At 61.9% G+C, this 22,933-nt stretch carries 28 protein-coding genes and 1 pseudogene; 19 read left to right on the top strand and 10 right to left on the bottom strand.

Features of this window, described 5'->3' with window-relative positions:
- The first annotated feature begins 111 nt into the window (after positions 1-111).
- From N4R57_02210 to N4R57_02180, 7 genes are all read left to right on the top strand, one after another.
- Positions 112-747 carry a precorrin-8X methylmutase gene (locus tag N4R57_02210; protein UYV37944.1) on the top strand — a complete coding sequence of 212 codons (636 nt, stop codon included), beginning with the start codon at positions 112-114 and terminating at the stop codon, positions 745-747.
- A gap of 88 nt (positions 748-835) precedes the next feature.
- Positions 836-2,038 carry a precorrin-6y C5,15-methyltransferase (decarboxylating) subunit CbiE gene (gene cbiE, locus N4R57_02205; protein ID UYV37943.1) on the top strand — a complete coding sequence of 401 codons (1,203 nt, stop codon included), beginning with the start codon at positions 836-838 and terminating at the stop codon, positions 2,036-2,038.
- Between the two features lie 100 nt (positions 2,039-2,138).
- Entirely contained in the window at positions 2,139-2,840 is a 702-nt protein-coding gene (cobI, locus tag N4R57_02200) for a precorrin-2 C(20)-methyltransferase (GenBank protein UYV37942.1), read from the top strand.
- The gene (gene cobJ / locus N4R57_02195; GenBank protein UYV37941.1) at positions 2,831-4,666 is read left to right on the top strand and encodes a precorrin-3B C(17)-methyltransferase; all 1,836 of its coding nucleotides are present in this window, start codon (positions 2,831-2,833) and stop codon (positions 4,664-4,666) included. The genes cobI and cobJ overlap by 10 nt, the downstream gene beginning before the upstream one ends.
- Positions 4,663-5,454, top strand: a complete 792-nt coding sequence (gene cobM / locus N4R57_02190; GenBank protein UYV37940.1) for a precorrin-4 C(11)-methyltransferase — start codon at positions 4,663-4,665, stop codon at positions 5,452-5,454. The genes cobJ and cobM overlap by 4 nt, the downstream gene beginning before the upstream one ends.
- Before the next feature lie 96 nt (positions 5,455-5,550).
- Complete coding sequence (locus N4R57_02185) at positions 5,551-5,901, top strand: hypothetical protein (GenBank protein UYV37939.1); 351 nt, start codon at positions 5,551-5,553, stop codon at positions 5,899-5,901.
- A gap of 268 nt (positions 5,902-6,169) precedes the next feature.
- Complete coding sequence (locus tag N4R57_02180; GenBank protein UYV37938.1) at positions 6,170-6,970, top strand: DUF3800 domain-containing protein; 801 nt, start codon at positions 6,170-6,172, stop codon at positions 6,968-6,970.
- Positions 6,971-7,248: 278 nt separating this feature from the next.
- Here the strand turns inward: N4R57_02180 and N4R57_02175 are convergent, their stop codons facing one another.
- Positions 7,249-8,418, bottom strand: a complete 1,170-nt coding sequence (locus tag N4R57_02175; protein ID UYV37937.1) for a pyridoxal phosphate-dependent aminotransferase — start codon at positions 8,416-8,418, stop codon at positions 7,249-7,251.
- 120 nt (positions 8,419-8,538) lie between these two features.
- Between N4R57_02175 and def (N4R57_02170) the strand changes: the two genes are divergently transcribed.
- The 6 genes and pseudogenes from def (N4R57_02170) (at position 8,539) to N4R57_02145 (ending at position 11,619) form a co-directional block, all read left to right on the top strand.
- The gene (def, locus tag N4R57_02170) at positions 8,539-9,057 is read left to right on the top strand and encodes a peptide deformylase (GenBank protein ID UYV37936.1); all 519 of its coding nucleotides are present in this window, start codon (positions 8,539-8,541) and stop codon (positions 9,055-9,057) included.
- A gap of 37 nt (positions 9,058-9,094) precedes the next feature.
- Positions 9,095-9,592 carry a peptide deformylase gene (gene def / locus N4R57_02165; GenBank protein UYV37935.1) on the top strand — a complete coding sequence of 166 codons (498 nt, stop codon included), beginning with the start codon at positions 9,095-9,097 and terminating at the stop codon, positions 9,590-9,592.
- Positions 9,589-10,082, top strand: a pseudogene (gene def / locus N4R57_02160) (peptide deformylase). The gene def (N4R57_02165) and the pseudogene def (N4R57_02160) overlap by 4 nt, the downstream one beginning before the upstream one ends.
- 131 nt (positions 10,083-10,213) lie before the next feature.
- The gene (fmt, locus tag N4R57_02155) at positions 10,214-11,122 is read left to right on the top strand and encodes a methionyl-tRNA formyltransferase (protein ID UYV37934.1); all 909 of its coding nucleotides are present in this window, start codon (positions 10,214-10,216) and stop codon (positions 11,120-11,122) included.
- A 9-nt stretch (positions 11,123-11,131) separates the two neighbouring features.
- Entirely contained in the window at positions 11,132-11,371 is a 240-nt protein-coding gene (locus N4R57_02150; GenBank protein ID UYV37933.1) for a hypothetical protein, read from the top strand.
- Between the two features lie 11 nt (positions 11,372-11,382).
- Positions 11,383-11,619: a GlsB/YeaQ/YmgE family stress response membrane protein gene (locus N4R57_02145; protein ID UYV37932.1), complete on the top strand. Its 237-nt coding sequence runs from the start codon at positions 11,383-11,385 to the stop codon at positions 11,617-11,619.
- A 116-nt stretch (positions 11,620-11,735) separates the two neighbouring features.
- On the opposite strand, the gene N4R57_02140 is transcribed toward N4R57_02145, so the two are convergent.
- The 7 genes from N4R57_02140 to ispH are packed head-to-tail and all read right to left on the bottom strand — an operon-like array spanning position 11,736 to position 16,177.
- Positions 11,736-12,215 carry a hypothetical protein gene (locus N4R57_02140; GenBank protein ID UYV37931.1) on the bottom strand — a complete coding sequence of 160 codons (480 nt, stop codon included), beginning with the start codon at positions 12,213-12,215 and terminating at the stop codon, positions 11,736-11,738.
- A gap of 24 nt (positions 12,216-12,239) precedes the next feature.
- Complete coding sequence (locus tag N4R57_02135) at positions 12,240-12,863, bottom strand: trimeric intracellular cation channel family protein (protein ID UYV37930.1); 624 nt, start codon at positions 12,861-12,863, stop codon at positions 12,240-12,242.
- A complete protein-coding gene (gene rnhA, locus N4R57_02130; protein UYV37929.1) occupies positions 12,860-13,324 on the bottom strand; it encodes a ribonuclease HI in 465 nt (154 codons plus the stop codon). Before rnhA ends, N4R57_02135 begins: the two co-directional genes overlap by 4 nt.
- The gene (locus N4R57_02125) at positions 13,317-13,907 is read right to left on the bottom strand and encodes a methyltransferase domain-containing protein (protein ID UYV37928.1); all 591 of its coding nucleotides are present in this window, start codon (positions 13,905-13,907) and stop codon (positions 13,317-13,319) included. Before N4R57_02125 ends, rnhA begins: the two co-directional genes overlap by 8 nt.
- Positions 13,904-14,518 (bottom strand): LysE family translocator, encoded by a 615-nt coding sequence (locus N4R57_02120; protein ID UYV37927.1) that lies wholly within the window; start codon positions 14,516-14,518, stop codon positions 13,904-13,906. The genes N4R57_02125 and N4R57_02120 overlap by 4 nt, the downstream gene beginning before the upstream one ends.
- A gap of 59 nt (positions 14,519-14,577) precedes the next feature.
- Entirely contained in the window at positions 14,578-15,216 is a 639-nt protein-coding gene (locus N4R57_02115; protein UYV37926.1) for a glutathione S-transferase family protein, read from the bottom strand.
- A 10-nt stretch (positions 15,217-15,226) separates the two neighbouring features.
- A complete protein-coding gene (gene ispH / locus N4R57_02110) occupies positions 15,227-16,177 on the bottom strand; it encodes a 4-hydroxy-3-methylbut-2-enyl diphosphate reductase (protein UYV37925.1) in 951 nt (316 codons plus the stop codon).
- Positions 16,178-16,387: 210 nt separating this feature from the next.
- Here ispH and N4R57_02105 point away from each other — a divergent pair, with 210 nt between their 5' ends.
- Complete coding sequence (locus N4R57_02105; GenBank protein UYV37924.1) at positions 16,388-16,855, top strand: cytochrome c; 468 nt, start codon at positions 16,388-16,390, stop codon at positions 16,853-16,855.
- A 95-nt stretch (positions 16,856-16,950) separates the two neighbouring features.
- Here N4R57_02105 and N4R57_02100 read toward each other — a convergent pair whose 3' ends face one another.
- Positions 16,951-17,580, bottom strand: coding sequence for a TetR/AcrR family transcriptional regulator (locus N4R57_02100; protein ID UYV37923.1), 630 nt, complete (start codon positions 17,578-17,580; stop codon positions 16,951-16,953).
- A 177-nt stretch (positions 17,581-17,757) separates the two neighbouring features.
- Here N4R57_02100 and N4R57_02095 point away from each other — a divergent pair, with 177 nt between their 5' ends.
- Positions 17,758-18,258 carry a DUF1772 domain-containing protein gene (locus N4R57_02095; protein ID UYV37922.1) on the top strand — a complete coding sequence of 167 codons (501 nt, stop codon included), beginning with the start codon at positions 17,758-17,760 and terminating at the stop codon, positions 18,256-18,258.
- 94 nt (positions 18,259-18,352) lie between these two features.
- Here the strand turns inward: N4R57_02095 and N4R57_02090 are convergent, their stop codons facing one another.
- Positions 18,353-18,925, bottom strand: coding sequence for an NYN domain-containing protein (locus tag N4R57_02090; GenBank protein UYV37921.1), 573 nt, complete (start codon positions 18,923-18,925; stop codon positions 18,353-18,355).
- Positions 18,926-19,055: 130 nt separating this feature from the next.
- On the opposite strand from N4R57_02090, the gene folK reads away from it, so the two are divergent.
- The 4 genes from folK to N4R57_02070 all read left to right on the top strand — a co-directional run bounded on the left by folK (position 19,056) and on the right by N4R57_02070 (position 22,904).
- Positions 19,056-19,625 carry a 2-amino-4-hydroxy-6-hydroxymethyldihydropteridine diphosphokinase gene (gene folK / locus N4R57_02085; protein ID UYV39492.1) on the top strand — a complete coding sequence of 190 codons (570 nt, stop codon included), beginning with the start codon at positions 19,056-19,058 and terminating at the stop codon, positions 19,623-19,625.
- Between the two features lie 157 nt (positions 19,626-19,782).
- Positions 19,783-20,127 (top strand): hypothetical protein, encoded by a 345-nt coding sequence (locus N4R57_02080; protein ID UYV37920.1) that lies wholly within the window; start codon positions 19,783-19,785, stop codon positions 20,125-20,127.
- Between the two features lie 197 nt (positions 20,128-20,324).
- Positions 20,325-20,678, top strand: coding sequence for a DNA-directed RNA polymerase subunit omega (gene rpoZ, locus N4R57_02075; protein ID UYV37919.1), 354 nt, complete (start codon positions 20,325-20,327; stop codon positions 20,676-20,678).
- Positions 20,679-20,711: 33 nt separating this feature from the next.
- Positions 20,712-22,904 (top strand): bifunctional (p)ppGpp synthetase/guanosine-3',5'-bis(diphosphate) 3'-pyrophosphohydrolase, encoded by a 2,193-nt coding sequence (locus tag N4R57_02070; protein UYV37918.1) that lies wholly within the window; start codon positions 20,712-20,714, stop codon positions 22,902-22,904.
- The last annotated feature ends 29 nt before the right edge of the window (positions 22,905-22,933 follow it).

The raw sequence follows: 22,933 nt of genomic DNA, 5'->3' as shown, positions 1-22,933 counted from the left end.
GGGTGTGGGGGCTGGCCCCCACTTATAACAGCGTGTGGGGGCTGGCCCCCACCTAAACGAGCGTGTGGGGACTTGCCCCCCAGAACCGACCACTAAAAGAAAGCCCACCCCTTGCGCCCTTACGAAAAAAACCCAAGCGCCATCTACGCCGCAAGCTTCGCCACTGTGCGCGCCGAAGCCCGGCTCGCGCGCTTTCCTGTGGGCATGGACTCCCTCGCGATCCGCCTGATCCACGCCTGCGGCATGGTCGAAGTGGCCGACCGGCTGGCGTTCTCCGAAACCGCTTTCGCAGCAGGACAAGCGGCGCTCGCATCCGGCGCACCGATCCTGTGTGACTGCGAAATGGTCGGCGCAGGTATTATCCGGCGCTACCTGCCCGCCAAAAATCCGGTGATCGTCACCTTAAACGATCCCAAAACACCGCAAATCGCCGCCGGGATTGGCAATACTCGCTCCGCCGCTGCGGTCGAACTCTGGGCCGAACATCTCGATGGGGCGGTGGTCGCCATAGGCAACGCACCCACCGCGCTGTTCCACCTGCTCGAACTGCTGGACGACGGCGCAGCAAAACCCGCGCTAATCCTTGGCTTCCCGGTCGGGTTCGTCGGCGCGGCCGATTCCAAAGCCGAACTCGCCGCCAACCCGCGCGGCTGCGACTTCGTCGCCCTGCGCGGCCGCCGCGGAGGATCCGCCATGGCCTCCGCCGCCGTCAACGCCCTCGCCGCTGGCTTACCGGAGGAATTGTAATGCCCCGCAAGCGCCACGCGCTCATTTTCTTCAAAGAAAATGACCAAAATTTTTCGAAAAATTTTGTCCCACCCGAAAGCAACGTTTCATGACACAACCCTGGCTACATATCGTCGGTATCGGTGAAGACGGGCTCAATGGGCTTTCGCCCGCGACCCGCGCTGTCGTCGAAGCCGCCGAGGTGATCATCGGCGGCGACCGCCATCACCTCTTGTCTGACACGCTCACCGCCGAGCGGCTGTCATGGCCCTCGCCCTTTGATGCGCTGATCGACACGCTGACGGCGCTCAGGGGAAAGCGTGTTGTGGTCCTCGCAACAGGTGACCCGCTGTGGTTCTCGGTCGGGGCGCGTATCGGGCAGTCTATTGATCCGGCCGAGATCACCTATCATCCGCAAGTCTCTGCCTTTCAGCTTGCCTCGACGCGCATGGGCTGGTCCATGGCCGATCTTGAAACGCTCACCGTGCATGGCCGTCCGGTTGAACAGATGATCGCCTTCATCCAACCCGATGCCCGGCTGTTGATACTGACCACTGGCGCGGACACCCCGGCGCAAATTGCCCGCTTCCTCTCTGAGCGCGGATTTGGCCAATCAAAAATGACCGTCCTCGCGGCGATGGGCGGCGCAAATGAACAACGCTTTGATGGGGTGGCAGAAAGCTGGTCACACAACGTTCCCGCCTTCAATACGCTGGCCGTCGAGTGTATCGCCGCACCGGATGCGGCACTGCTGCCACGCGTGCCGGGCCTTGCCGACGATCTGTTTCAACATGACGGCACCATGACCAAACAAGAGGTCCGCGCCGTGACGCTGGCCAAACTCATGCCGATGCGCGGTGCGTTGCTGTGGGATATCGGCACTGGCTGCGGATCGGTTGCGGTCGAATGGATGCGCGGTGCGCGCTACACCCGTGCCATCGGCATAGAACCCCGCGCCGACCGCCGTGCCATGGCAGCGGCCAACGCGCTCGCGCTTGGTGTGCCGCGGCTTGAGCTGATCGATGGCACGGTCCCTGCCGCGCTCTCTGGCCTGCCTGCGCCCGATGCGGTGTTCATCGGTGGTGGCCTCTCAGAAGAGGTATTCACCGCTGCATGGGCCTCGCTCCGCCCTCTTGGGCGGCTGGTCGCCAACGCTGTCACACTGGAGAGCGAAGCCTTGCTGGGGCGTCTTTATCGGCAACATGGCGGTGATCTGGTTCAACTTGCCGTGTCACGCGCCGAACCGCTCGGGCCCGGAACAGGAATGCGCCCGCTGCGCCCTGTCCTGCAATGGAGCCTGATCAAACGATGAACCGTTCGCGTGCAATTTGGAACACCTGCGCCTGTGACCCCTGCGGGACGCTTCGCGGAGGATATTTGAAGTCAGATGAAGCCACCGGAAAGCGCCAGCTATGAGCGGCACGCTGTTCGGGATCGGGCTTGGGCCGGGGGACCCGGAGTTGCTGACGCTCAAGGCTACGCGGCTGATCGCGGCGTGCCCGGTGGTAGCCTATCCGGCGCTGCCGGAGACGCAGAGTATGGCGCGGTCGATCGCGGCGGCCCATATCAGCGCAGAGGCCGAGGAAATCCGACTTGACCTGCCGATGAGCCGCGAACGCGCACCCGCCCAGGCCGCCTATGACACAGGCGCAGCGCAGATCGCCAAAGCGTTGGACGCCGGGCGCGATGTCGCGTTCCTCTGCGAGGGCGATCCGTTGTTTTATGGCTCGTTCATGTATCTGCATGCGCGGCTCAGCAATACGCATACCGTCGAGGTGATCCCCGGCGTCGCCTCGGTTATGGCCTCTGCTGCCCGCGCCGCCCTGCCGCTTGCCGCACGTAATGAGGTGTTCACCGTCCTGCCTGCACCGATGGACGACGATGCCTTGCGATCGCGCCTCGGGCAGGCCGACAGTATTGCCATCATGAAGCTGGGCCGCCACCTGCCGCGCATACGGGCGCTGCTGGCAGAGTTGGGCCTCACCAACCACGCGCAGTATATCGAGCGGGCGACCCTGCCGACCGAGCATATCACGCCGCTTGAACACGCGCCCGACAGCGCGCCCTATTTCTCAATGATCCTTGTCGTGAAAGGTGCCGACCCATGGCTCTGACACCCGCAATCTCTCCCGTCATCCTCTGCCTCAACCGCGCCGGTGAGCCCTTGGCGCATCGACTTGCCGCGCTTCTGGGGGCGCCGGTGCATGGCCGTGAGGACCGGGTGGCCAAAGCCGACGCGTTCTTTCCCAACGCGCTTGAGCACACGCGCGACCTCTTTGCCGCCGGAACGCCGATCATCGGGGTCTGCGCTGCGGGCATCCTGATCCGCGCCGTCGCGCCGCTTCTGTCTGACAAGACCAGCGAACCACCGGTGCTTGCCGTCTCGGACGATGGCTCTGTCGTCATTCCGCTCCTTGGCGGGCATCGCGGGGCGAACCGGCTGGCCAGCCGTATCGCCGCCGAACTCAACGCGACCGCTGCCGTGACCACCGCTGGTGACATCGCCATGGGTGTCGCGCTTGATGAGCCACCCCTTGGCTATCGGCTTGCCAATCCGCAAGACGCCAAACCGGTCATGTCGGCGCTGCTCAATGGGGCGGGCCTCAAGATCACAGGCGAAAATATCTTTGGCCTCGCCGAAACGGGCGGCGACATCGAGCTGCTGACAAGCGAAGCCCCGGCGCAAACCGGCGCGACGCGGCTGGTCTATCACCCGCAAACCCATGTGCTTGGCCTCGGATGTGCCCGCAATGCCGACCCGGACGAGATGTGGAGCCTCATCAGCGAAACGCTCTCGGCCAATGCGATCGCACCCGGCGCCATCGCCTGCGTCGCCACCATTGACCTCAAGGCCGACGAACCCGCGATCATCGACGCCGCAAAGCGCCTCGGCGTGCCGCTGCGCCTCTTCACAGCAGCGGAACTGGAACGCCAGACCCCCAACCTCGCCACCCCATCCGATGTGGTTTTCAACGAGGTCGGAACCCATGGCGTGTCCGAAGCCGCCGCCCTCTCCATTGGCGGGCAACTTGCTGTCACGAAACAGAAAACCGCCAATTGCACCTGCGCCCTGACCCGCGCAGATGCGCCAATCACCGCTCTCACGGGCCGCGCCCGTGGGCGGCTCTCTGTGGTCGGCATCGGGCCGGGGCAGGCGTCATGGCGCACGCCCGAGGTGTCGCGCCTGATTGCCGAGGCCGAAGAGCTGGTCGGCTATGGCCTCTATATCGACCTGCTCGGCCCGCTGGCGGCGGGCAAGAAACGCTCCGATTTCCCGCTTGGCGGCGAAGAGGCGCGCTGCCGCTATGCGCTGGAACAGGCCGCGCTTGGCAAGAACGTCGCGTTGGTCTGCTCCGGCGATGCGGGGATCTATGCCATGGGCGCGCTGGTCTTTGAACTTTTGGACCGGGACAGCGACGAACATGGCGTGTCCGACGCCGCCCACCGGGTCGAGGTGCTCTGCTCGCCCGGCGTTTCCGCGCTCCAAGGCGCGGCCGCGCGCGCCGGCGCACCGCTGGGCCATGACTTCTGCACCATCAGCCTGTCTGACCTGCTCACCCCGCGCGATGATATCATCCGCCGCCTCAATGCCGCAGCGATGGGCGACTTCGTCATCGCCTTCTATAATCCGGTCAGCAAAACCCGCCGCACCCTGCTGGCCGAGGCGCGCGACATCCTGCTGCAACATCGCCCCGCCGATACGCCGGTTATGCTCGCTTCCAACCTTGGCCGGGCAAGCGAAAACCTCCGCTACCGCCGCCTCGACCAGCTTGAGGTGGATGAGGTCGATATGCTCACCGTCGTGCTTGTCGGCTCCTCCAACACCCGCTTGGCACAGCTTGGCGAAGGGCCGCGCATGTTCACCCCGCGCGGCTATGCCCGCAAGATCGACGGCGACCTCGCCACCACGGCCAGCACACCCAAAGGAGCCGCCTCATGACCGTCTTTTTCATCGGTGCCGGACCCGGCGACCCCGAACTCCTGACGCTCAAGGCCCAGCGTCTGATCGCGGCCTGCCCGGTCTGCCTCTATGCCGGCTCGCTGGTGCCACAAGAGGTGGTCGCCGGCGCCCCCGATGACGCCCGCGTCATGGACACTGCCGCCATGACGCTCGATGACACCCATGGCGAAATCCTGCGCGCCCATGCCGCCGGGCAAAACGTCGCCCGCGTGCATTCCGGCGACCCCTCGCTCTATGGCGCCATCGCCGAGCAAATCCGCCGCCTCAAAGCCGATAACATCGACTACGAGATCATCCCCGGCGTGCCCGCCTATGCCGCCGCCGCCGCCGCCATCGGACAGGAACTCACCATCCCCGAGATCGCGCAATCCATCGTGCTCACCCGCATGTCGATGCAATCCACGGCCATGCCCTCCGGTGAAACGCTTGAAAACTTCGGGCGCACCGGCGCGACCCTCGCGATCCACCTCGCCATTCGCAACATGCGCGAAATCGAACGCCAGTTGATCCCCCACTATGGCCCCGATTGCCCCGTTGTCGTCGCCTACCGCGCCAGCTGGCCGGACCAACAGATCATCCGCGGCACGCTCTCTGACATCCGCAAAAAGGTCCGCGCGGCCAAGATCACCCGCACCGCTCTGATCCTGCTCGGCCCCGCCTTGGGCGAATCGCATGACTTCAACGATTCGGCGCTCTATGACCCGGCAAAGCCCCATGTCCTGCGCCCCGTCCTTGGGGTCGATCTGGTCGAAGACCACAATACCTAAGGTCCGCCCGGCAATTTCCCCTCCGTCATCAAAGCTTTGCTTTACTTTTATCTTTTAGCAGGCAGTCTTGTGCTATCGACCACTGGGAGGGGCCCGATGTCTGACTACTTTTCCAAAGAAATGCGCGAAGGCCTCGCGCAGGCCCGCAAGCTGGCGCAAAAGAAAAACGCTCGCCTGCGTGTGCAAATCGGCGAAGACATGTACCCCGTTCTGCGCTCTTGGGACAACGGCTTCTCGCTCGACGCCGAAGACGCGCCGCACATGCGTGGCCTCATCGACCTCTACGAAGGCAGCCGCCACGCCGCGCAATGCCTTGTTATCGCGTCCGAGGAAGACGCCGGCGAAATGCGCTATGAATACAAGCGCAACACCCAACACCTCGACAGCCCCCCGCTCGACTTCGTTCGAGAAGAGGATGCTCCGGTGGCGTTGATCGAGCGGATGTGAGGCTTCACTCCGCGTTGTCAAAGACGGGTTTATGTCCATAGTGACGGATGCTGCACTTTGCTCGAACAAATGCGATGCGCGAAAAGTCGACATTGGGCTCCGAGAGGACGGCCTATTTGGGGCAAGTCCCATCCGCCCATTGCGTCACAATTCTCAATGCGAACAAGTATCACCCTATTGCGCCGGCCATGATCCACGGCGAGGCCTCGTACGGTTCGATCGGATATCTCTTTTCCATATCTCAACAAAATGACATAAGTTGGTTTCAATGTCTGAGTTCAGCAAATATGTTGTTTATGTTGATGAGAGCGGCCACTCCAACTGGAAAGCAGCACCAGAATATCCGTTGCTCTGTCTCAATTACTGCATGTTCGAGAAGGATCACTACATCGATGAGTTGATCCCGCGCTTCAACCGCTTGAAGTTCAAATATTGGGGCTGCGACAACATTGTTCTGCATGAGCGCGACTTGCGGAAATCCGACAAGATTAGAGATCCTGCGGTTCGTTCGAAGTACGAAGGCCTCCAGGGTAATCGTAGACACGCCTTTATGGATGAACTGACGCAATTGATGCGAGACGCCCAATTTCGATGTTTTTGCGTTGTGATTGACAAGCCGAAAGTGCCGGAATGGCACAAGTCATACGATCCGTATCATATCTCCCTTTCGAGGGGGTTTAGACAGATTGAGAGCTACCTGAAAGTTTACGATCCTGACGAACTGGCAAAAGAGCTTCACATTGTTTTTGAAGCACGCGGCCGAGAAGAAGATGAAGCGCTCAGCAAGGCCTACAAGCAGGTGTCGGTTCAGGGCGCTCTCATTGGCCCTGTGAATGCCTACGACTTTTCGAATTTCCGGCTTGAGTTGATGGATAAGAAAAGCAACTCGACCGGCCTTCAGTTTGCCGACCTCACGGCGCGGCCGATTGGAAATCACTACCTTCACGCAACTGGTCAACGCTCACTTACCGATCAACGAGCTATCGAGGTACTACTTGAAAAGCTTCACTTTTGTTCGGGAGCAACCTGTGAAATCGGCAAATACGATGTGTTTCACGAAGGGCTATAAAATTCAAAGGCGAGCCAAGGCCCGCCAATGAACGGACGGTTAGACCATCCCATTACTGATGCCTATATAGGCGGAAATCGTGAAATATTCAAGAACGGATCGGGCCGATCAAAGGGATTGCTTCAACTGTCTATCCGCCTTCGGTGCGGTTACCTGCAAGGGTGAATGCTCACAAAGCGATCATTTAGCTGAAGAACTCGAACGGCAGCAAAGTCCGCTCACCAGACATTCACCATCCGCACTAAGAACGCACCAATGCTACCACTCAACACCAACCCTCACTGCAAATCCGCAAACGCCTCCTGCATCCGCGCCACGGCGTCTTCCACCACCTTGCGCGGCGTGGCGATGTTGAACCGCAAGAAGCTCTCGCCCCCGGAGCCAAACGTCGGTCCGTGGTTCACGGCAATCTTCGCCTTTTCCTGAACCCGCGCGGTGAACTCCGCCATCTCCATGCCGGTGCCTGCAAAATCCACCCACGCCAGATAGGTCGCCTCAAGCGGCATCGACTTCAGCCCCGGAATCCCGTTGATCCCGTCGTCAAACACCTTGCGGTTGCCATCCAGATACGCATTCAGAGCGTCAACCCATGCCGCCCCCTCCGGCGAATACGCCGCCTCGGCCATACAAAGCCCGAATGAATTCGGCGACAAGCCAAGCGCCATCATCCGCGCCCCGAATTGCGCCCGCAATTTCTCATCGGCGATAATCACATTGCCCGAATGGCTCCCGGCGATGTTGAACGTCTTGGTCGTCGCCGACATCATCACCAACCGGTCTTCGATCCCGGCGATATTGGCCATCGGAATATGCGTGTTTCCCGGCATGACCAGATCATGGTGAATCTCATCCGACACCAGAATCAGATCATGGCGCTTGGCAAACTCCGCCACATCTTCCAACTCTTCACGGCTCCACACCCGCCCGCCGGGGTTATGCGGTGAACACAGCACAACCATCTTCTCGCTGCCATCCAGAAGCGCATCATAGCTGGCAAAATCCATCTCATAGCGCCCAGCGTTCAGCGCCAGCGGGCATTCAACAACGCGCCGCCCGTTCGCTTTGATAACTTTGGCAAAGGCATGATAAACCGGCGTGAACAACACAACGCCGTCGCCCGGATCGGTCCATGTCTCGACACACATCGCCGTGCCGTTGACCAACCCGTGGGTGGTAAAAATCCACTCCGGCTCAATCGCCCAGCCGTGGCGGGTTTGCATCCACCACTGGATCGCCGCACGATAGCCCTCGTCGCCGCCGTAATAGCCATACAGCCCGTGGTCCAGCATCCCCTTGAGCGCCGATTGCACACATTCGGGCGGGCGGAAATCCATATCCGCGACCCACATCGCGATGCCGTCCTTGGCCGGAACCCCGTAAATTTCCTCCATCTTGTCCCATTTCGCCGAATGGGTACCACGGCGGTTGATAATCTCGTCGAAATTCATATGCGGGGTCTCCTTGGCATGTTGCGTCAGACGCTACCCGATTGAGGGCCACGTGCAACCCCATCGACATCATGCCACAGCGATATTGCACCCGCCCGCCCCTTGCCCTACATCAGCCCCATGAAACGGCCCATCATCATCCACCCCGATCCGCGCCTCAAGAAAACCTGCGATCCTGTTGCCGATCTCTCTGATGATCTGCGCGCGCTGGCGGATGATATGCTTGAAACCATGTATGACGCCCCCGGCATCGGGCTCGCCGCACCACAGATCGGTGTGCTGCAACGCCTCATCGTGCTCGATTGCGCCAAGGACGACGACACCCCGCCCAGCCCGCTGATCATGTTCAACCCCGAAGTCACCGCCGCCTCGGACGAGATCAACACCTACGAGGAAGGCTGCCTTTCGATCCCCGACCAATACGGCGAGGTCAAACGCCCCGCCGAGGTCTCGGTCAAATGGATCGACCGCGACGGACATGAGCAATCACAGGATTTCGACGGCCTCTGGGCGACTTGCGTTCAGCATGAAATTGACCATTTGAACGGCAAATTGTTCATCGACTATCTTTCTGCGATCAAACGTCAGATGATCACCCGCAAGATGCAAAAACTCAAACGCGAGAAAACCCGCGTCTGAGTGCTGCAAATTTGGCTCATGACCAAGGAGGTGCCAGATGGCCATCCTTCCCATCCTGCAATGGCCCGATCCGCGCCTGTCCCAAACCTGCGCCTCGGTCGGCCATGCCGACTTGCGGCCGCTGATCTCGGATATGTTCGACACCATGTATAACGCCTCCGGTCGCGGCCTCGCTGCACCGCAAGTGGGCGTGATGAAACGGTTTTTCGTCATGGACGTGACATGGAAAGACGGCGAGAAATCACCCCTCGTGATGATCGACCCCTTCATCATGGCCGCCGAACGCGTGCCCGTGGTGATGGACGAAGGCTGCCTCTCGATCCCCGGCGTCACGGTCCCGGTCGAACGTCACAAGGCCGTCACCATGCAATGGACCGATGAAACCGGCGACATCCACATGGGCGATTTCGACGGCGCCGAAGCCCGCGTGATCCAGCACGAATTCGACCACCTCAACGGCCATGTCCACTTTGACCGGATCACCCCCGCCCTGCGCGCCGAACTCGAACCCCCCTACCTCGAGAAACACGCATGACAGCCCGCACCTGCCTGCCTTGGCCCGACAAACGCCTGCGCACCCCCGCCACCCCGGTCGACGCGATCACCGACGACATCCGCGCGATCTGGACCGATATGATCGACACGATGGAGGCCATGCCCGGCGTCGGCCTCGCCGCGCCCCAGATCGGCACGCTCCTGCGCCTCGCCGTGGTCGACGCCTCTTCCGAGCGGGGGCAAGTCATTCGCATGGCCAACCCCGAAATCATCGACGCCTCGGCGGTCCTGCGCGACCATGAAGAAGCCAGCCCCAATCTCCCGGCGTCTCCGCCACTCTCAAACGCCCCCGCGGCGTCACCGTGCGCTTCCTCAATGAACACGGCGAAACCGAACAACGCGACCTCGTCGGCCTGTGGTCCACCTCCGTCCAACACCAGATCGACCACCTCAACGGCAAAATGTACTTCGACCACCTCTCCAAACTCAAACGCGACATGCTGATCAAACGCGCCGCCAAACTCAAATGACCCGCCCCTTCATCTGACTGAAAATATCCCGGGGGGCTTGGGGGCTGGCCCCCACCCCTGTCAATCGCGCGCAGACCCACCCGCCTCGCGCCTTCCCGACCCGAAACAAACCACGCGAGGACCGCTCAACAATGCGTATCATCTTCATGGGCAGCCCCGATTTCTCCACCCCCGTTCTCGACGCTCTGGTGGCCGCCGGGCATGATATCGCCTGCGTCTATTGCCAGCCCCCCCGCCCGGCCGGGCGCGGCAAGAAAGAGCGCCCCACCCCGGTGCACAGCCGCGCCGAGGCGCTCGGCCTGCCCGTGCGCCACCCCAAATCGCTGAAATCAGCAGATGAGCAAGCCGCCTTTGCCGCGCTCGACGCCGACATTGCCGTGGTTGTCGCCTACGGTCTGATCCTGCCCAAAGCCATCCTTGATGCGCCGACCCACGGCTGCCTCAACATCCACGCCTCGCTCCTGCCACGTTGGCGCGGGGCCGCACCGATCCACCGCGCGATCATGGCCGGGGATAGGGAAACCGGCGTTTGTATCATGCAAATGAACGAAGGGCTGGACACCGGCGATGTGCTCATGCGCCGCGCCACGCCAATCGGCGCCGATGAAACCACGGCCCAATTGCACGACCGCCTGTCGCGCATGGGTGCCAGCCTCATTACCGAAGCCCTCGACGCCCTGCCCGACCTTGCCCCCGAACCGCAACCCGACGCGGGCGTCACCTACGCCGCCAAGATCGACAAATCCGAGGCCCGCATCGACTGGACCCGCCCCGCCACCGAAATCGACCAGCAAATCCGCGGCCTCTCCCCCTTTCCCGGCGCGTGGTGCGAACTGGCAGGCGAGCGCCTTAAACTGCTCGGCTCGCGCATCGCCACAGGCTCCGGCATAGCCGGCGAAACCCTCGACGATACGCTCACCATCGCGTGCGGCAGTGGTGCAATTGAAATCACCCGCTTGCAAAAGGCAGGCCGCGCCGCGCAGGATAGGACCGAGTTCCTGCGTGGCATCCCGGTGCCACGCGGCACCAAACTGGGCTAAGGAGAGCGCATGTTTCTGACCCTCATGGGCACCGTGGTGATCGCCGGTATCATCGGTTACGTCTCGGAAAAATCGGGCTTCACCCGCAATGGCTACCTGCCGTCGATCATCATCTGCGTCGGCGGTGCATTCCTGTTCTATTTCGTGCGTATCATGTTTCAGATCGGCTTCGGCAGCCCCGGTCTCAACGCCATTGTCTCATCCGTCGGCGCACTGATCATCGTGCCGACCCATTATCGCAAACGCTAGGAGAGCACTCCATGATCGTTGTCTGGCTTATCATCATCGGTGCCGCAGCAGGCTTTATCGCCACGCGGCTGATGAACATCGAAACCAACGTGATCACCACGATTGCCATCGGCATCGGCGGCGCGCTGATCGGCGGTCTGGTGCTGCGCACACTACTCGCAATCCTCGGCTGGGCCGCTGGCTTCGTCGGCGCAATCCTCGGCGCGCTCCTGCTGATCTGGATCTGGGAAACCTACATCCGAAAGTAACGGAATTCGTCACGAATTCCGGCCCTTTTTCCGTCGCGGAAAAAGCCACCCCGCCAACCGCCCGCAGCAAAAATTCTCCAAGAATTTTTGACCGAATTCTTCGAAAGAATTCGCGCCTAGCCATCAGCGTCATCAAACGCCAAACTCAAACGCACACCGTTCAATGTATGCGTGCAACACCCGCAAAACGGTCGCATCGTCTCGGGCGTCAGCCCCGAATCAACCACGCACAACTTGCCCGCATTGTCCACATATAGCCCGCTATAATACGAACTCTCTCCCGCACGGAAATACCGCTCGCCCTCGGCTTCGGTCGCCGCCACCATCCAGCCAATCGGCTCTTCCCGGTCCAACCGCGCGATCGCCTCACGCCGGACCGCGGCCCAATCCTGCCCAACCCGTGACAGTAAAAACTTGAACAATGGCGTGTAATCGCGCCCGTGCCTCTGACCTGAATGCATCGATCCGCGCGCCGCGTCACCCTGCGCCGCCTTGGTGTTGCGCTCCCAGCGCGCTTTGACACCCGATCCGTGGCGCACCCCATGCGTCCGGGTGTTCACCGATCGATAAAGCGGCTTTTTCTCGCGTCCTCGCACACCCGCTCCCCTCAATGGCCTCACTTACACCTGCGGCGGTCGCCCCTTGTAAACCGGCAACCGCCAGCCCAGCGCCATTGACCCGGCCCGCAGCACCCATGTCACCCCGGCGCAAACCATCAACGCCAGCCCAACACCGCCCTCGACCGCCACAACAGCAACCGCCGCCAACGCCCCCATAAAGGCCGCCGTGGCATATAGCTCACCTTGCTTCAGAACCAACGGCACCTCGTTGCACACGACATCGCGCATCAAACCACCGAAACATCCGGTGACCATCCCCATGATCACCACCACCGGCAACGTCTGTTCCATCGCCAGCCCCGCGCTCACCCCCGCAGGCACCGCCACAGCAAGCGCAAAGCTGTCCAGCCACAACAACCACCGATACCGGCTCTCCATCAAATGCGCCGTGAAAAACACCACGACCGCCGCCGCCGCCGCGATGAAAATATAAAGCGGCTCACCGACCCAGAACACGGGGTTCCGGTCCAACACAACATCGCGCACCGTGCCGCCACCCACCGCCGTCAAACAGGCGACAAAGGCAAACCCGACAAGGTCCAACTGCGCCCGGCTCGCCACCAACGCGCCGGTCAGCGCAAAAACCACAACCGAGGCGAAATCAAGCAACGCCAGCCAGCTCACGCCCTGCGCCCTTCCTTGAACGGGGCCATGCCCTCGCGCGCCAATTCATCGGCGCGTTCGTTTTCCGGGTGGCCCGCGTGGCCCTTGATCCACTCCCATTTGACCCGGTGGCGCGCCTGCGCCTCATCCAGCCGCTGCCAAAGATCGACGTTCTTGACCGGCTTCTTCGCCGCCGTCCGCCAACCGTTGCGCTTCCAGCCGTGCATCCAGCCGGTCACCCCGTTTTTGACATAGGCGGAATCGGTTACCACCGTGATGTCACTGGCCCGCGCCAACGCCTCAAGCGCGTTGATCGCCGCCAGCAATTCCATGCGGTTGTTGGTGGTCTCGGCCTCGCCACCGCAAAGGGGGCGCTCCTTGACCACCTCGCCGCCCTCCATCGCCAGCAACAGCACGCCCCAGCCCCCCGGCCCCGGATTACCGCTGCACGCCCCGTCGGTATAGGCAAACAACTCAGCCATGACAGAGCATCGTTACATGGTCCGCCATCTCACCGGACAATCCCTTGCCGCGTCCGCGTCTGCGCTCTCTCACCTTAAACCCCGCATCGTTCAGCATCCCTTCCAATTCGCCCTCACTGTAATAGGCGTAAAACCGGCCAATCGCATCCGGCCCCTCGCCCTCGCCCAGCTTCATTCCGATGTGAAACACCATATTGTCCCGTCCCGCCCGGCGGATCCGGCTCAACAAAGCCCCCATCTCGGCTTTTGGCGCGTGGAGCAAGCTGAAATTGGCCCAAACCCCGTCATAAGCCGCCTGCGCGTCCAATTCGTCAAACCGCGCTTGGCGCGCGGCCACCCCGTCCTGCCGCTTGGCCAGAACAACCATTTCCGCCGATCCGTCACACGCCTCAACGACAAACCCCTGCTGGGCAAGCCAACCTGCGTAAAACCCCGGCCCGCACCCAAGATCAAGCACCCGCGCACCCTCTGGCAAGGCCGCGGCAAAAGCTTCCAACTCGCGAAACTCACTCAGGCTCTCGCTCATCGCCGCGTAATCCCCGGCCTTGGCGTCATAGATCGCCAGCGTCTCATCCCGGCTCATATCGCCCGCTCCATCGCCAACCGCCCGGCCAGCGCGGCAAAGATCGCCGCAAACCCGCGACTCACCCAGCGCATAAGGCCTGCATTGCCCAAAATCAGGCGCCGCGCCTGGGCGGCGAACATCCCGTAACCGGCAAACACAACAAAGGTCAGCGCCATGAAAACCCCGCCCAGCACCAACATCTCACCTGTCACCGTCGCCGGGTCCCCGGATAAAAACGGCGGCAACAACGCAAGGAAGAAGATCGACAGCTTCGGGTTCAGGAAATTGATCAAAATGCCCCGCCACGCCACGCGCCACCCCGGCTGCGCCGCCCGCTCGGATTGCACCGCCAACGCGCCGCCTTCCTTTAATGCCTGCCACGCCAGCCACAGCAAATACGCCACGCCCGCAAACTTCACGACCTGAAACAAAACCGCCGACGCATGCAAAACCGCCGCCAAGCCCAACACCGCCGCCGCCAAAGCGGGCACAATGCCAATGGTACAGCCCACCGCCGCCCACAACGCCGCTTTGCGCCCTTGGCCAAGGCCCGTCGCCAGCGTGTAAATCACCCCCGTTCCGGGGACCAAAACCACCACAATCGCGGTGATCAGAAATTGCAATGACATGGCACGCCTCCTCGAAACGTCGTTAAACCTGCGCTCATCCTGCACTAAGCCTACCGGCCTTACGACCGGCTTGGAAGCGCGACCTCCGTCATGCGGATCGACGCCCGCGCCTCGACCCGCGCCCACCACGCCGACAACGCCGGATAGCGGCGCAGCATCTCTGCCCCCTCCGCCACCTGCACAAATGCCCAGATCATCGGCGCCAAATGGCAATCCGCCCGGGTGAATCGCGCCCCAAGACCCAAGCCTTCGACCGCGACCGCCTCCAGCGCCGCCAAAACACCCGGCGCGGCGCGCAACCCTTCGGCCACGATCTCCGCGTCGCCCCCCTCGCCCATCGCCGGGCGAAACGCACCGTGCGAATGGACCTGCCTCACCAGCGGCCAATAGACATAGGCGTCAACCATCCCGACCACCTGTTCGACCCGCGCCACCGCATGCGGCGCATCCGGCATCAAATCCGCACCCTCGAACGCCGCATCGACATAGGCGGTGATCGCCGCCGTCTCGTAAATCTCGAAATCCCCGTGGCACAACACCGGCACCCGCCCGAACGGATGCGGATTTTCCACCCCCTGCCCGCGAAACGGATCATGCGCGCCAAAGTCGACCGCGACACCCTTCTCGGCCAAGGCAATACGCGCCACCCGCGTATAGACGCTATGCTCGAACCCGATCAGGCGAACAGGCTGGCTCACCCCGCCTGCCTCACCCTGCCTGCCTCAGAACCCTCGGCACCTTGAACTCCACGGCTTCCTTGGCGGTCTCGACCTCTTTGATCGTGACGTCATAGCGCGCCTGCAAGGCCGCGATCACCTCATCGACCAGCAACTCCGGCGCCGACGCCCCCGCCGTCACCCCGATCGAGCGCACACCCTCAATCGCGCGCCAATCAATCTCGCTCGCCCGCTGAACCAGCTGCGAATAATCACAGCCCGCCCGCTTGGCAACCTCAACCAACCGCCGCGAGTTTGACGAATTCGGCGCCCCCACCACCAACATCGCCTGCGCATGTTCGGCAATCGCCTTCACCGCTTCCTGACGGTTGGTGGTGGCATAGCAAATGTCTTCCTTATGCGGCCCCTTGATCGCCGGAAACCGCGTGTTCAACGCGGCGACAATATCAATCGTGTCATCCACACTCAGCGTCGTCTGCGTGACAAACGCCAATTGCTCGGGATCACGCACAGCCACCTTGGCAACATCCGCAACCGTCTCCACCAGCAACACATCACCCGCCGGCAATTGCCCCATGGTGCCAATGGTCTCCGGGTGTCCGGCATGGCCGATCATAATGATCTGCAGGCCCGCTTCCGCATGGCGTTCGGCCTCGATATGCACCTTGCTGACCAACGGACAGGTCGCATCAACAAACACCATCTCGCGCCGCGCCGCCTCTGCCGGAACCGCTTTGGGCACGCCATGGGCGGAAAAAATAACGGGCCGGTCATCGGGGCAATCATCCAGCTCTTCGACAAAAACGGCACCCTTGTCGCGCAGATCATCCACCACGTATTTGTTGTGCACAATCTCGTGACGCACATAAACCGGCGCGCCCCATTTCTCGATCGCCATCTCGACAATCTTGATCGCCCGGTCCACGCCCGCACAAAACCCGCGCGGCGCCGCAAGGTAGAGGGTCAGTTCCGGCTTGCTCATCTGTCGCATCTCCTGTTCCGCCCCCGGTGTCGGCCCCGAAGCATCCTCCCCTGAGCTAAGCCACATCCCCCGCCCCGTCCAGAGGGCGGGCGCTTTTCCGCCCCTGCGAAACCCCGGCTTTCTCTCGCCTTCCCCCTTGACCTTCCCGCGCTGGAGCCTGCCATGCCGCTGGCTACACCCCCGAACCGCCCGCCGCAGCATAGGACTCCCATGACCCGCACCCGGCTCCTCATCCTCGCCGCTCTCCTCGCCGCCATCGCCGCGCTGGCCTTTCTTACCACGCGCCCGGACCAAGCCTCTGACGGCCTCCTCGCCTATCGCGATGCCACCACCATCGCCCGCGGTGAAACCCTCTACGCCGAGCATTGCGCCGCCTGCCATGGTGCCAACCTGCAGGGAGAGCCCGACTGGCGCACCCCCGATGCCGAAGGCTACATGCCCGCGCCGCCCCACGACCCCACAGGCCACACATGGCACCACCCGGATGCGCAACTCTTCGCCATCACCAAATTCGGCACCCAAGCGCTCGTCGGCGGCACCTATAAATCCCGCATGGAGGGGTATGAAAACATTCTCTCCGACGCCGACATCCGCGCCACCCTCGCCTATATCAAATCCACCTGGCCGCCAGACATCATCGCCCGCCACAACCGGATCAACGCCAACGCCACCGATTAAGCGCACAGCCGCCCCCTTCATCTGACCCCAAATATCCCCGCCGGAGGCTCCTCCCCGCGCCACACGCACAGCCGGTCGCAGGTCGTGCGCCACGCTCACACCGCAAACACCCGCCGCAACCGGCCCAGCGCCGCCTCCGCCCGTGCCGCAATCCAATCCTCGTCGGGCGCATCCATCGCCCCGGTCACGCGGCGCACCTGCGTGTCACCGATCAACAGGGCGAACCACACTTCCGCCATCTCCTCCGCGCTGTCCTGTGCGCTGTCCTGCGCTCCCGCGCTGGACGAGCCACCGCCCAACTGTCCCGCCGCAATCGCCCGCGCCATGATACCGACAACCCAAGGCCCCACTGTCTCTCGCCCGATCCGGCCCAGCGCCCGACCCAGCTTGCCACTGTCATCCGCCGCTGCCGCCCGGTTCAACGCCACCGCACGCGGCCCCAACACCATGCCCAACAACACCGGCCCCAAACGCTCCAACTCAAGCAGCGCATCTGCGTCCCGCCCGCGTTCCAACGCCTCTTCCACCACCTCCGTGTTGCGCGCAATCAGCGCCTCAAACAGGCCCAGCTTGTCACCATACCACCTGTATAATGTCTCATTCGACGCCTTCGCCGCCCGCGCCACCGCCAGCATCGACAGACCGGCATAGCCCTTAGCCTCAAGCACAGCATAGGCCGCCGCCTCAATCTCTTCCGCCCGCTTCTCGCGTGCCTCACTGCGCATGGCTCGTCCTTCCGTTGCTGCTGCCGCTGCCTGCACGGCGCGTTTGACGCCTCTTGACTATAACCGTAATTCACATTACGCTTTAGTCAATCCGTAATCTAAATTACGGAAAATCCCAGCTGGCCACTATTGCCCGCACCCCTGCAACAAACCGCTTTGAAAATAGGAGCCCACCCCATGCATGCCCTCCTCCTCCCGATGGCCTTCCTATCTCTGCTGCTATCCGGCGCGATCTTTGGCTTCTTCTATGCCTGGGTCTGCTCCACCATGTGGGGCCTCGATGCGGCCGACCCGCAGATCGCGATCCCCGCGATGCAGGCGATGAACGCCAGCGTGCGCAACGCCGTCTTCGCCCCGGCCTTCTTCGGCACACCTGTCGTGCTGCTGGTCACAGCCTTTCTCGCCCGTGGCGGTGGATATCCGCGCGCGGCTCTGCTGTTTGGTGCGGCGGGGCTGACCTATCTCTTCGGCGGCATGGCGCTGACCATGGCCATCAACGTCCCGATGAACGAAGCCCTCGCCACGCTCTCCGTGCCATCCTCACGCGATGATGCCGCCGCCATCTGGGCCGAATATTCGCCCCGTTGGCAACTCTATAACGTGGTCCGCACGGCGTTCTCCGGCGTCACGCTGCTGCTCACTGGCGCAGGTTTGATGGCGCTCAACCGCGCCACTTAACGCCCCGCAAAATGCCCCATAAAAACAGGAAAAGCCGGAGCGCCATTCTAGCGCACCGGCTTTTTCAAACTCCCGGCACGCACCGGGAAACCAATTACTCTTCGCTGACCATCTCTTGCTCACGCATCGGCATCGGCTCACGCGGAGGGCGCCCGATCACGTCCTTCAACTCTTCCAGCTCGATGAAGTTATCAGCCTGACGACGCAGTTCATCGGCAATCATCGGCGGCTGACTGCGAATCGTCGAAACAACCGACACCCGCACACCCTGACGTTGCAGGCTCTCAACCAGTGGCCGGAAATCCCCATCGCCCGAAAACAGCACGATATGGTCAACCCGCGGCGCAAGCTCCATGGCATCAACACAAAGCTCGATGTCCATATTGCCCTTCACCTTACGGCGACCCTGACTGTCGGTGTATTCCTTGGCCGGCTTCGTCACCATCGAGAAGCCGTTGTAATGCAACCAGTCAACCAGAGGGCGAATCGGCGAATACTCGTCGTTCTCCAACAGAGCGGTATAGTAAAACGCGCGCAAAAGCTTACCACGGCGCATGAATTCATGCCGCAAAAGCTTGTAGTCGATATCAAATCCCAACGCCTTTGCAGCGGCATACAAATTTGACCCGTCGATGAACAGCGCAAGCCGTTCGTCTTTGTAAAACATAAATTGTCCTTCCGATGAAGCCCCGCCGGAGTCCGTGAGTGTAATTGGGCGGCCGGGCGTAACGCGTGAAATATGTTTCTTACAATCACTCTTCAAGTCGATATATCACGGGGAAAAGGATAAGGGGTTCATCACTTTGGATCAAGTTGCTCTCATTGCCCTTGGTGCGAACAAGCCATCTTACGCCGGAAACCCCACGCAAACCCTGCGCGCGGCGCTGGCTGAGATCGCAAAACTCACCGGGGTCACCCTTATTTCTCAGAGCGAAATCTACACAACCCCGGCATTTCCGCTAGGCTCCGGCCCTGATTACAAAAATGCTGCCGCTAGGGTTGTTTCCACCCTCCCGCCAGAGGCCCTTCTGAGCGCACTTCATGGCATCGAAACCCGCTTTGAACGCACCCGCGAAACCCGCTGGGGCGCGCGCACGCTCGACCTTGATTTATTGGCCTTTGATCAACAGATCACCCCCGACCAACTGACTTGGCGTCAATGGCACGATTTACCACTGACCGAGCAAACCCGGCGCGCGCCCGAGCAACTGATTCTCCCGCACCCCCGCCTGCATGAACGTGGTTTCGTGCTTGTTCCCCTTGCCGACATCGCCCCAGACTGGTGCCACCCGGTGCTCGGCAAAACCGTGACACAGATGCTGACCGCCCTACCGCCCGAGGCAACGCGCGACGTGGTCAAGGATTGACCCCGCGCCATTTTGCCCGCCTTTGCCAGCCAAGCGAACACGTTAAATTGAACCAGAGCTCTATCTAATTTTCAATTTCCTGCGACGGAACCGCAAACCCGCTGCGTTCAAACTGCGCATTCCAAATCCGGGATGCGCAGCTTGAAACGAGAGAGTAATGACACACGCACAGCATGCACAGTTTGGCCGCCCCGTTTTCGCCTTTGCCCCAGTTTTCGCCCTAGTGGCGCTCACCGCCTTCGCGGCGCCGCTCCCGGCGTTTGCCCAACAACAAGGCGCCCGCCCGCCCGCGCCCGATCTGTCGGCGATCGCCGGGTCGCTCGGCGTAAGCGAAAGCGCAATCAAAAGCTGCATGCCCCAGCGCACCCCCGGCCAACGCCCGGCGCGCCCCGACGCTGGCAAAATCGCTTCCTGCCTCAAATCCGACAATCCTGACGTGACCAAGGCCAAGGTCGACAGCGTGCTGAAAGAGCATGCTCCCAAACGCCGCAAGCGCGGCTGAACCGCCCCTTCATCGGGCGCGGCGCGGCCCCCTCGCCGCGCCGCCGTCCGCCCGGCCTACCCCACGCTCTTTCCCCGCCCTCTCTACCGCCCTATCGCCGCCCGCCTTTCCCCCGGTTTTCCACCCGGTTTACCCTTGTGTTTCTGCACCAACCCGCATAAAAGGCGCTTTCTTACGTCTTGCTCAGGAGTGCCCCGATGGCCCGCGTGACAGTTGAAGATTGCGTCGACAAGGTTCCAAACCGCTTCGATCTGGTGATGCTCGCATCGCATCGCGCCCGCGAAATCTCTGCCGGTGCGCCTGTTACTGTTGAGCGTGACAACGACAAAAACCCCGTTGTCGCCCTGCGCGAGATTGCCGACGAAACCCAATCCGCCGACGACCTGCGCGAGCGCCTGATCGAATCGGAGCAGACCCAGATCGAGGTCGACGAGCCCGAAGACGACGCCATGGCGCTGCTCATGGGTGCCGAACAGGACAAGCCCGCCGAAGACGACGTCTCCGAAGAGCAGCTCCTGCGGGCTTTGATGGAAGCACAGGGGCAAGGCTGAGCCTTCCCCCATACGGCATAAGGTGCGGTCTGGATGATCCCTGTCGATGACCTGATTAACAAGGTCCGCACCTACAACCCCAAAACCAACCAAGACATGCTGCGTGCTGCCTATGAATTTGGCCGCGCCGCGCATGACGGGCAATTCCGTCACTCGGGCGAACCCTATTTCTCGCACCCGATCGAAGTCGCCATGATCCTCACCGATCAGCGGCTTGATGATGCCACCATCATCACCGCCCTGCTGCACGACACGATCGAAGACACCGGCGCCTCCTATAGCGAGGTCGAAACCCGCTTCTCGCGCGAGATTGCCGATCTGGTCGATGGCGTGACCAAGCTGACCAACCTCCAGCTGTCCTCGACCGAAACCAAACAGGCCGAGAACTTCCGCAAACTCTTTATCGCCATGTCCCGCGACCTGCGGGTGATTCTGGTCAAACTCGCCGACCGGCTGCACAACATGCGCACCATCCGCGCCATGCGCCCCGACAAACAGGTGCAAAAAGCGCGCGAAACCATGGACATCTATGCCCCGCTCGCCGGGCGCATGGGGATGCAATGGATGCGCGAAGAACTCGAAGACCTCGCCTTCCGGGTGCTCAACCCCGAAGGGCGCGCCTCGATCATGCGCCGCTTCATCACGCTGCAACGCGAAACCGGCGACGTGATTGAAAGCATCACCCGCGACATGAAATCCGAACTCAAAAAGGCCAACCTCAGCGCCAAGGTGATCGGCCGGGCCAAGAAACCCTATTCGGTCTGGCGCAAGATGCAGGAGAAAGAGCTCAGCTTCTCGCGCCTGTCCGACATCTACGGCTTTCGCATCCTCACCGGCAGCGAAGAGGAATGCTATGCCATCCTCGGCGTGATCCACCGCCGTTGGCGCGCCGTGCCGGGCCGGTTCAAGGATTACATCAGCCAGCCGAAATCAAACGGCTACCGCTCGATCCACACCACCGTATCGGGGCGCAATGGCCGCCGCGTCGAAGTCCAGATCAGAACCCTTCAGATGCACGACGTTGCCGAAACCGGCGTCGCCGCGCATTGGTCCTACCGCGATGGCGTGCCCTCCGAAAACCCCTTCGCGGTCGATCCGGCGAAATGGGTCTCCGGCCTGACCGAACGGCTGCAAGACGACGACGATCACGAGGATTTTCTCGAAGCGGTCAAGCTCGAGATGTATGCCGACCAAGTGTTCTGCTTCACCCCCAAGGGCGACGTGGTGAAACTGCCGCGCGGCGCCACGCCGATCGACTTTGCCTATGCCATCCACACCCGCATCGGTGACGCCTGCGTCGGGGCCAAGGTCGACAACATGCGCGTGCCGCTCTGGACCCGGATCAAAAACGGCCAGTCGGTCGATATCATCACCGCCGAAGGCCAGATCCCACAGGCCACATGGCTCGACATTGCCACCACCGGCAAAGCCAAAACCGCGATCCGCCGCGCCCTGCGCGAGGTTGATCGCGAACGCTTTATCAAACTGGGCCGCGAACTCGCCCGCGCCGGCTTTGATCATGTCGGCAAACGCGCCACCGACAAGGCGCTCGATACCGCCGCGACCAAACTCCGCCTGCCGGGGCGTAACGAATTGCTCGCCCGTCTGGGCAGCGCCGAACTCTCCACCTCCCGCGTGATCGAAGCCCTCTACCCTGAGCTTGGCCCCGACGACACCACCGAAGTCGCCGCCACCGACCGTGCCGTCATCGGCCTCTCGCCGGAACAGATCGTGCAACGTGCCCCCTGCTGCCAACCCCTACCGGGAGAACGCATCGTCGGAATCACCTATCGCGGGCATGGCGTGGTTATGCATGCCATAGATTGCGTCGTTTTGTCCGATTTTGAGGATCAACTCGAGCGTTGGCTCGATCTTCACTGGCAACCAGGCAAACACGCGCCTATCTATTCGGTGACACTTGATCTCACCATTGGCAACGACGCCGGCGTGATGGGGCGGATTTGCACATTGATCGGAGAGCAGAAGGCCAATATCTCGGACATGCGGTTTCTGGATCGCAAACCCGATTATTACCGCCTGCTGGTCGATATTGATCTAAGCGACGCCGAACACCTGCACCGCGTCGTCTCGGCCCTCGAGGCCGAAAGCGACGTGGCCGAGATTGAACGTCGTCGGGATCCCGCCCGCGCTGGTCAGCGCACAACAAACGGCAAGGGCTCCGACGATCCGAACCAACCAATACCGCCCCAGACCGGGTCGGGCTGAACGATTACACCCGCTGCCGGGTAAAATTT

Source organism: Rhodobacteraceae bacterium D3-12 (genome assembly GCA_025916135.1).
Lineage (GTDB): Bacteria > Pseudomonadota > Alphaproteobacteria > Rhodobacterales > Rhodobacteraceae > JAKGBX01.
The sequence above is the reverse complement of the archived record's forward strand: the minus strand, read 5'-3'. Positions and strand labels throughout refer to the sequence as shown.

Coding starts and splice junctions, on each gene's coding strand:
- def (UYV37936.1), top strand. CDS start 8,539: ATGAAACGGCCCATCATCATCCACCCCGATCCGCGCCTCAAGAAAACC.
- N4R57_02150 (UYV37933.1), top strand. CDS start 11,132: ATGTTTCTGACCCTCATGGGCACCGTGGTGATCGCCGGTATCATCGGT.
- N4R57_02090 (UYV37921.1), bottom strand. CDS start 18,925: ATGTTTTACAAAGACGAACGGCTTGCGCTGTTCATCGACGGGTCAAAT.
- def (UYV37935.1), top strand. CDS start 9,095: ATGGCCATCCTTCCCATCCTGCAATGGCCCGATCCGCGCCTGTCCCAA.
- N4R57_02070 (UYV37918.1), top strand. CDS start 20,712: ATGATCCCTGTCGATGACCTGATTAACAAGGTCCGCACCTACAACCCC.
- N4R57_02100 (UYV37923.1), bottom strand. CDS start 17,580: ATGCGCAGTGAGGCACGCGAGAAGCGGGCGGAAGAGATTGAGGCGGCG.
- fmt (UYV37934.1), top strand. CDS start 10,214: ATGCGTATCATCTTCATGGGCAGCCCCGATTTCTCCACCCCCGTTCTC.
- cbiE (UYV37943.1), top strand. CDS start 836: ATGACACAACCCTGGCTACATATCGTCGGTATCGGTGAAGACGGGCTC.
- rnhA (UYV37929.1), bottom strand. CDS start 13,324: ATGGCTGAGTTGTTTGCCTATACCGACGGGGCGTGCAGCGGTAATCCG.
- N4R57_02145 (UYV37932.1), top strand. CDS start 11,383: ATGATCGTTGTCTGGCTTATCATCATCGGTGCCGCAGCAGGCTTTATC.
- N4R57_02180 (UYV37938.1), top strand. CDS start 6,170: ATGTCTGAGTTCAGCAAATATGTTGTTTATGTTGATGAGAGCGGCCAC.
- N4R57_02125 (UYV37928.1), bottom strand. CDS start 13,907: ATGAGCCGGGATGAGACGCTGGCGATCTATGACGCCAAGGCCGGGGAT.
- rpoZ (UYV37919.1), top strand. CDS start 20,325: ATGGCCCGCGTGACAGTTGAAGATTGCGTCGACAAGGTTCCAAACCGC.
- N4R57_02120 (UYV37927.1), bottom strand. CDS start 14,518: ATGTCATTGCAATTTCTGATCACCGCGATTGTGGTGGTTTTGGTCCCC.
- cobJ (UYV37941.1), top strand. CDS start 2,831: ATGGCTCTGACACCCGCAATCTCTCCCGTCATCCTCTGCCTCAACCGC.
- ispH (UYV37925.1), bottom strand. CDS start 16,177: ATGAGCAAGCCGGAACTGACCCTCTACCTTGCGGCGCCGCGCGGGTTT.
- N4R57_02185 (UYV37939.1), top strand. CDS start 5,551: ATGTCTGACTACTTTTCCAAAGAAATGCGCGAAGGCCTCGCGCAGGCC.
- cobI (UYV37942.1), top strand. CDS start 2,139: ATGAGCGGCACGCTGTTCGGGATCGGGCTTGGGCCGGGGGACCCGGAG.
- N4R57_02175 (UYV37937.1), bottom strand. CDS start 8,418: ATGAATTTCGACGAGATTATCAACCGCCGTGGTACCCATTCGGCGAAA.
- N4R57_02095 (UYV37922.1), top strand. CDS start 17,758: ATGCATGCCCTCCTCCTCCCGATGGCCTTCCTATCTCTGCTGCTATCC.
- N4R57_02080 (UYV37920.1), top strand. CDS start 19,783: ATGACACACGCACAGCATGCACAGTTTGGCCGCCCCGTTTTCGCCTTT.
- cobM (UYV37940.1), top strand. CDS start 4,663: ATGACCGTCTTTTTCATCGGTGCCGGACCCGGCGACCCCGAACTCCTG.
- N4R57_02105 (UYV37924.1), top strand. CDS start 16,388: ATGACCCGCACCCGGCTCCTCATCCTCGCCGCTCTCCTCGCCGCCATC.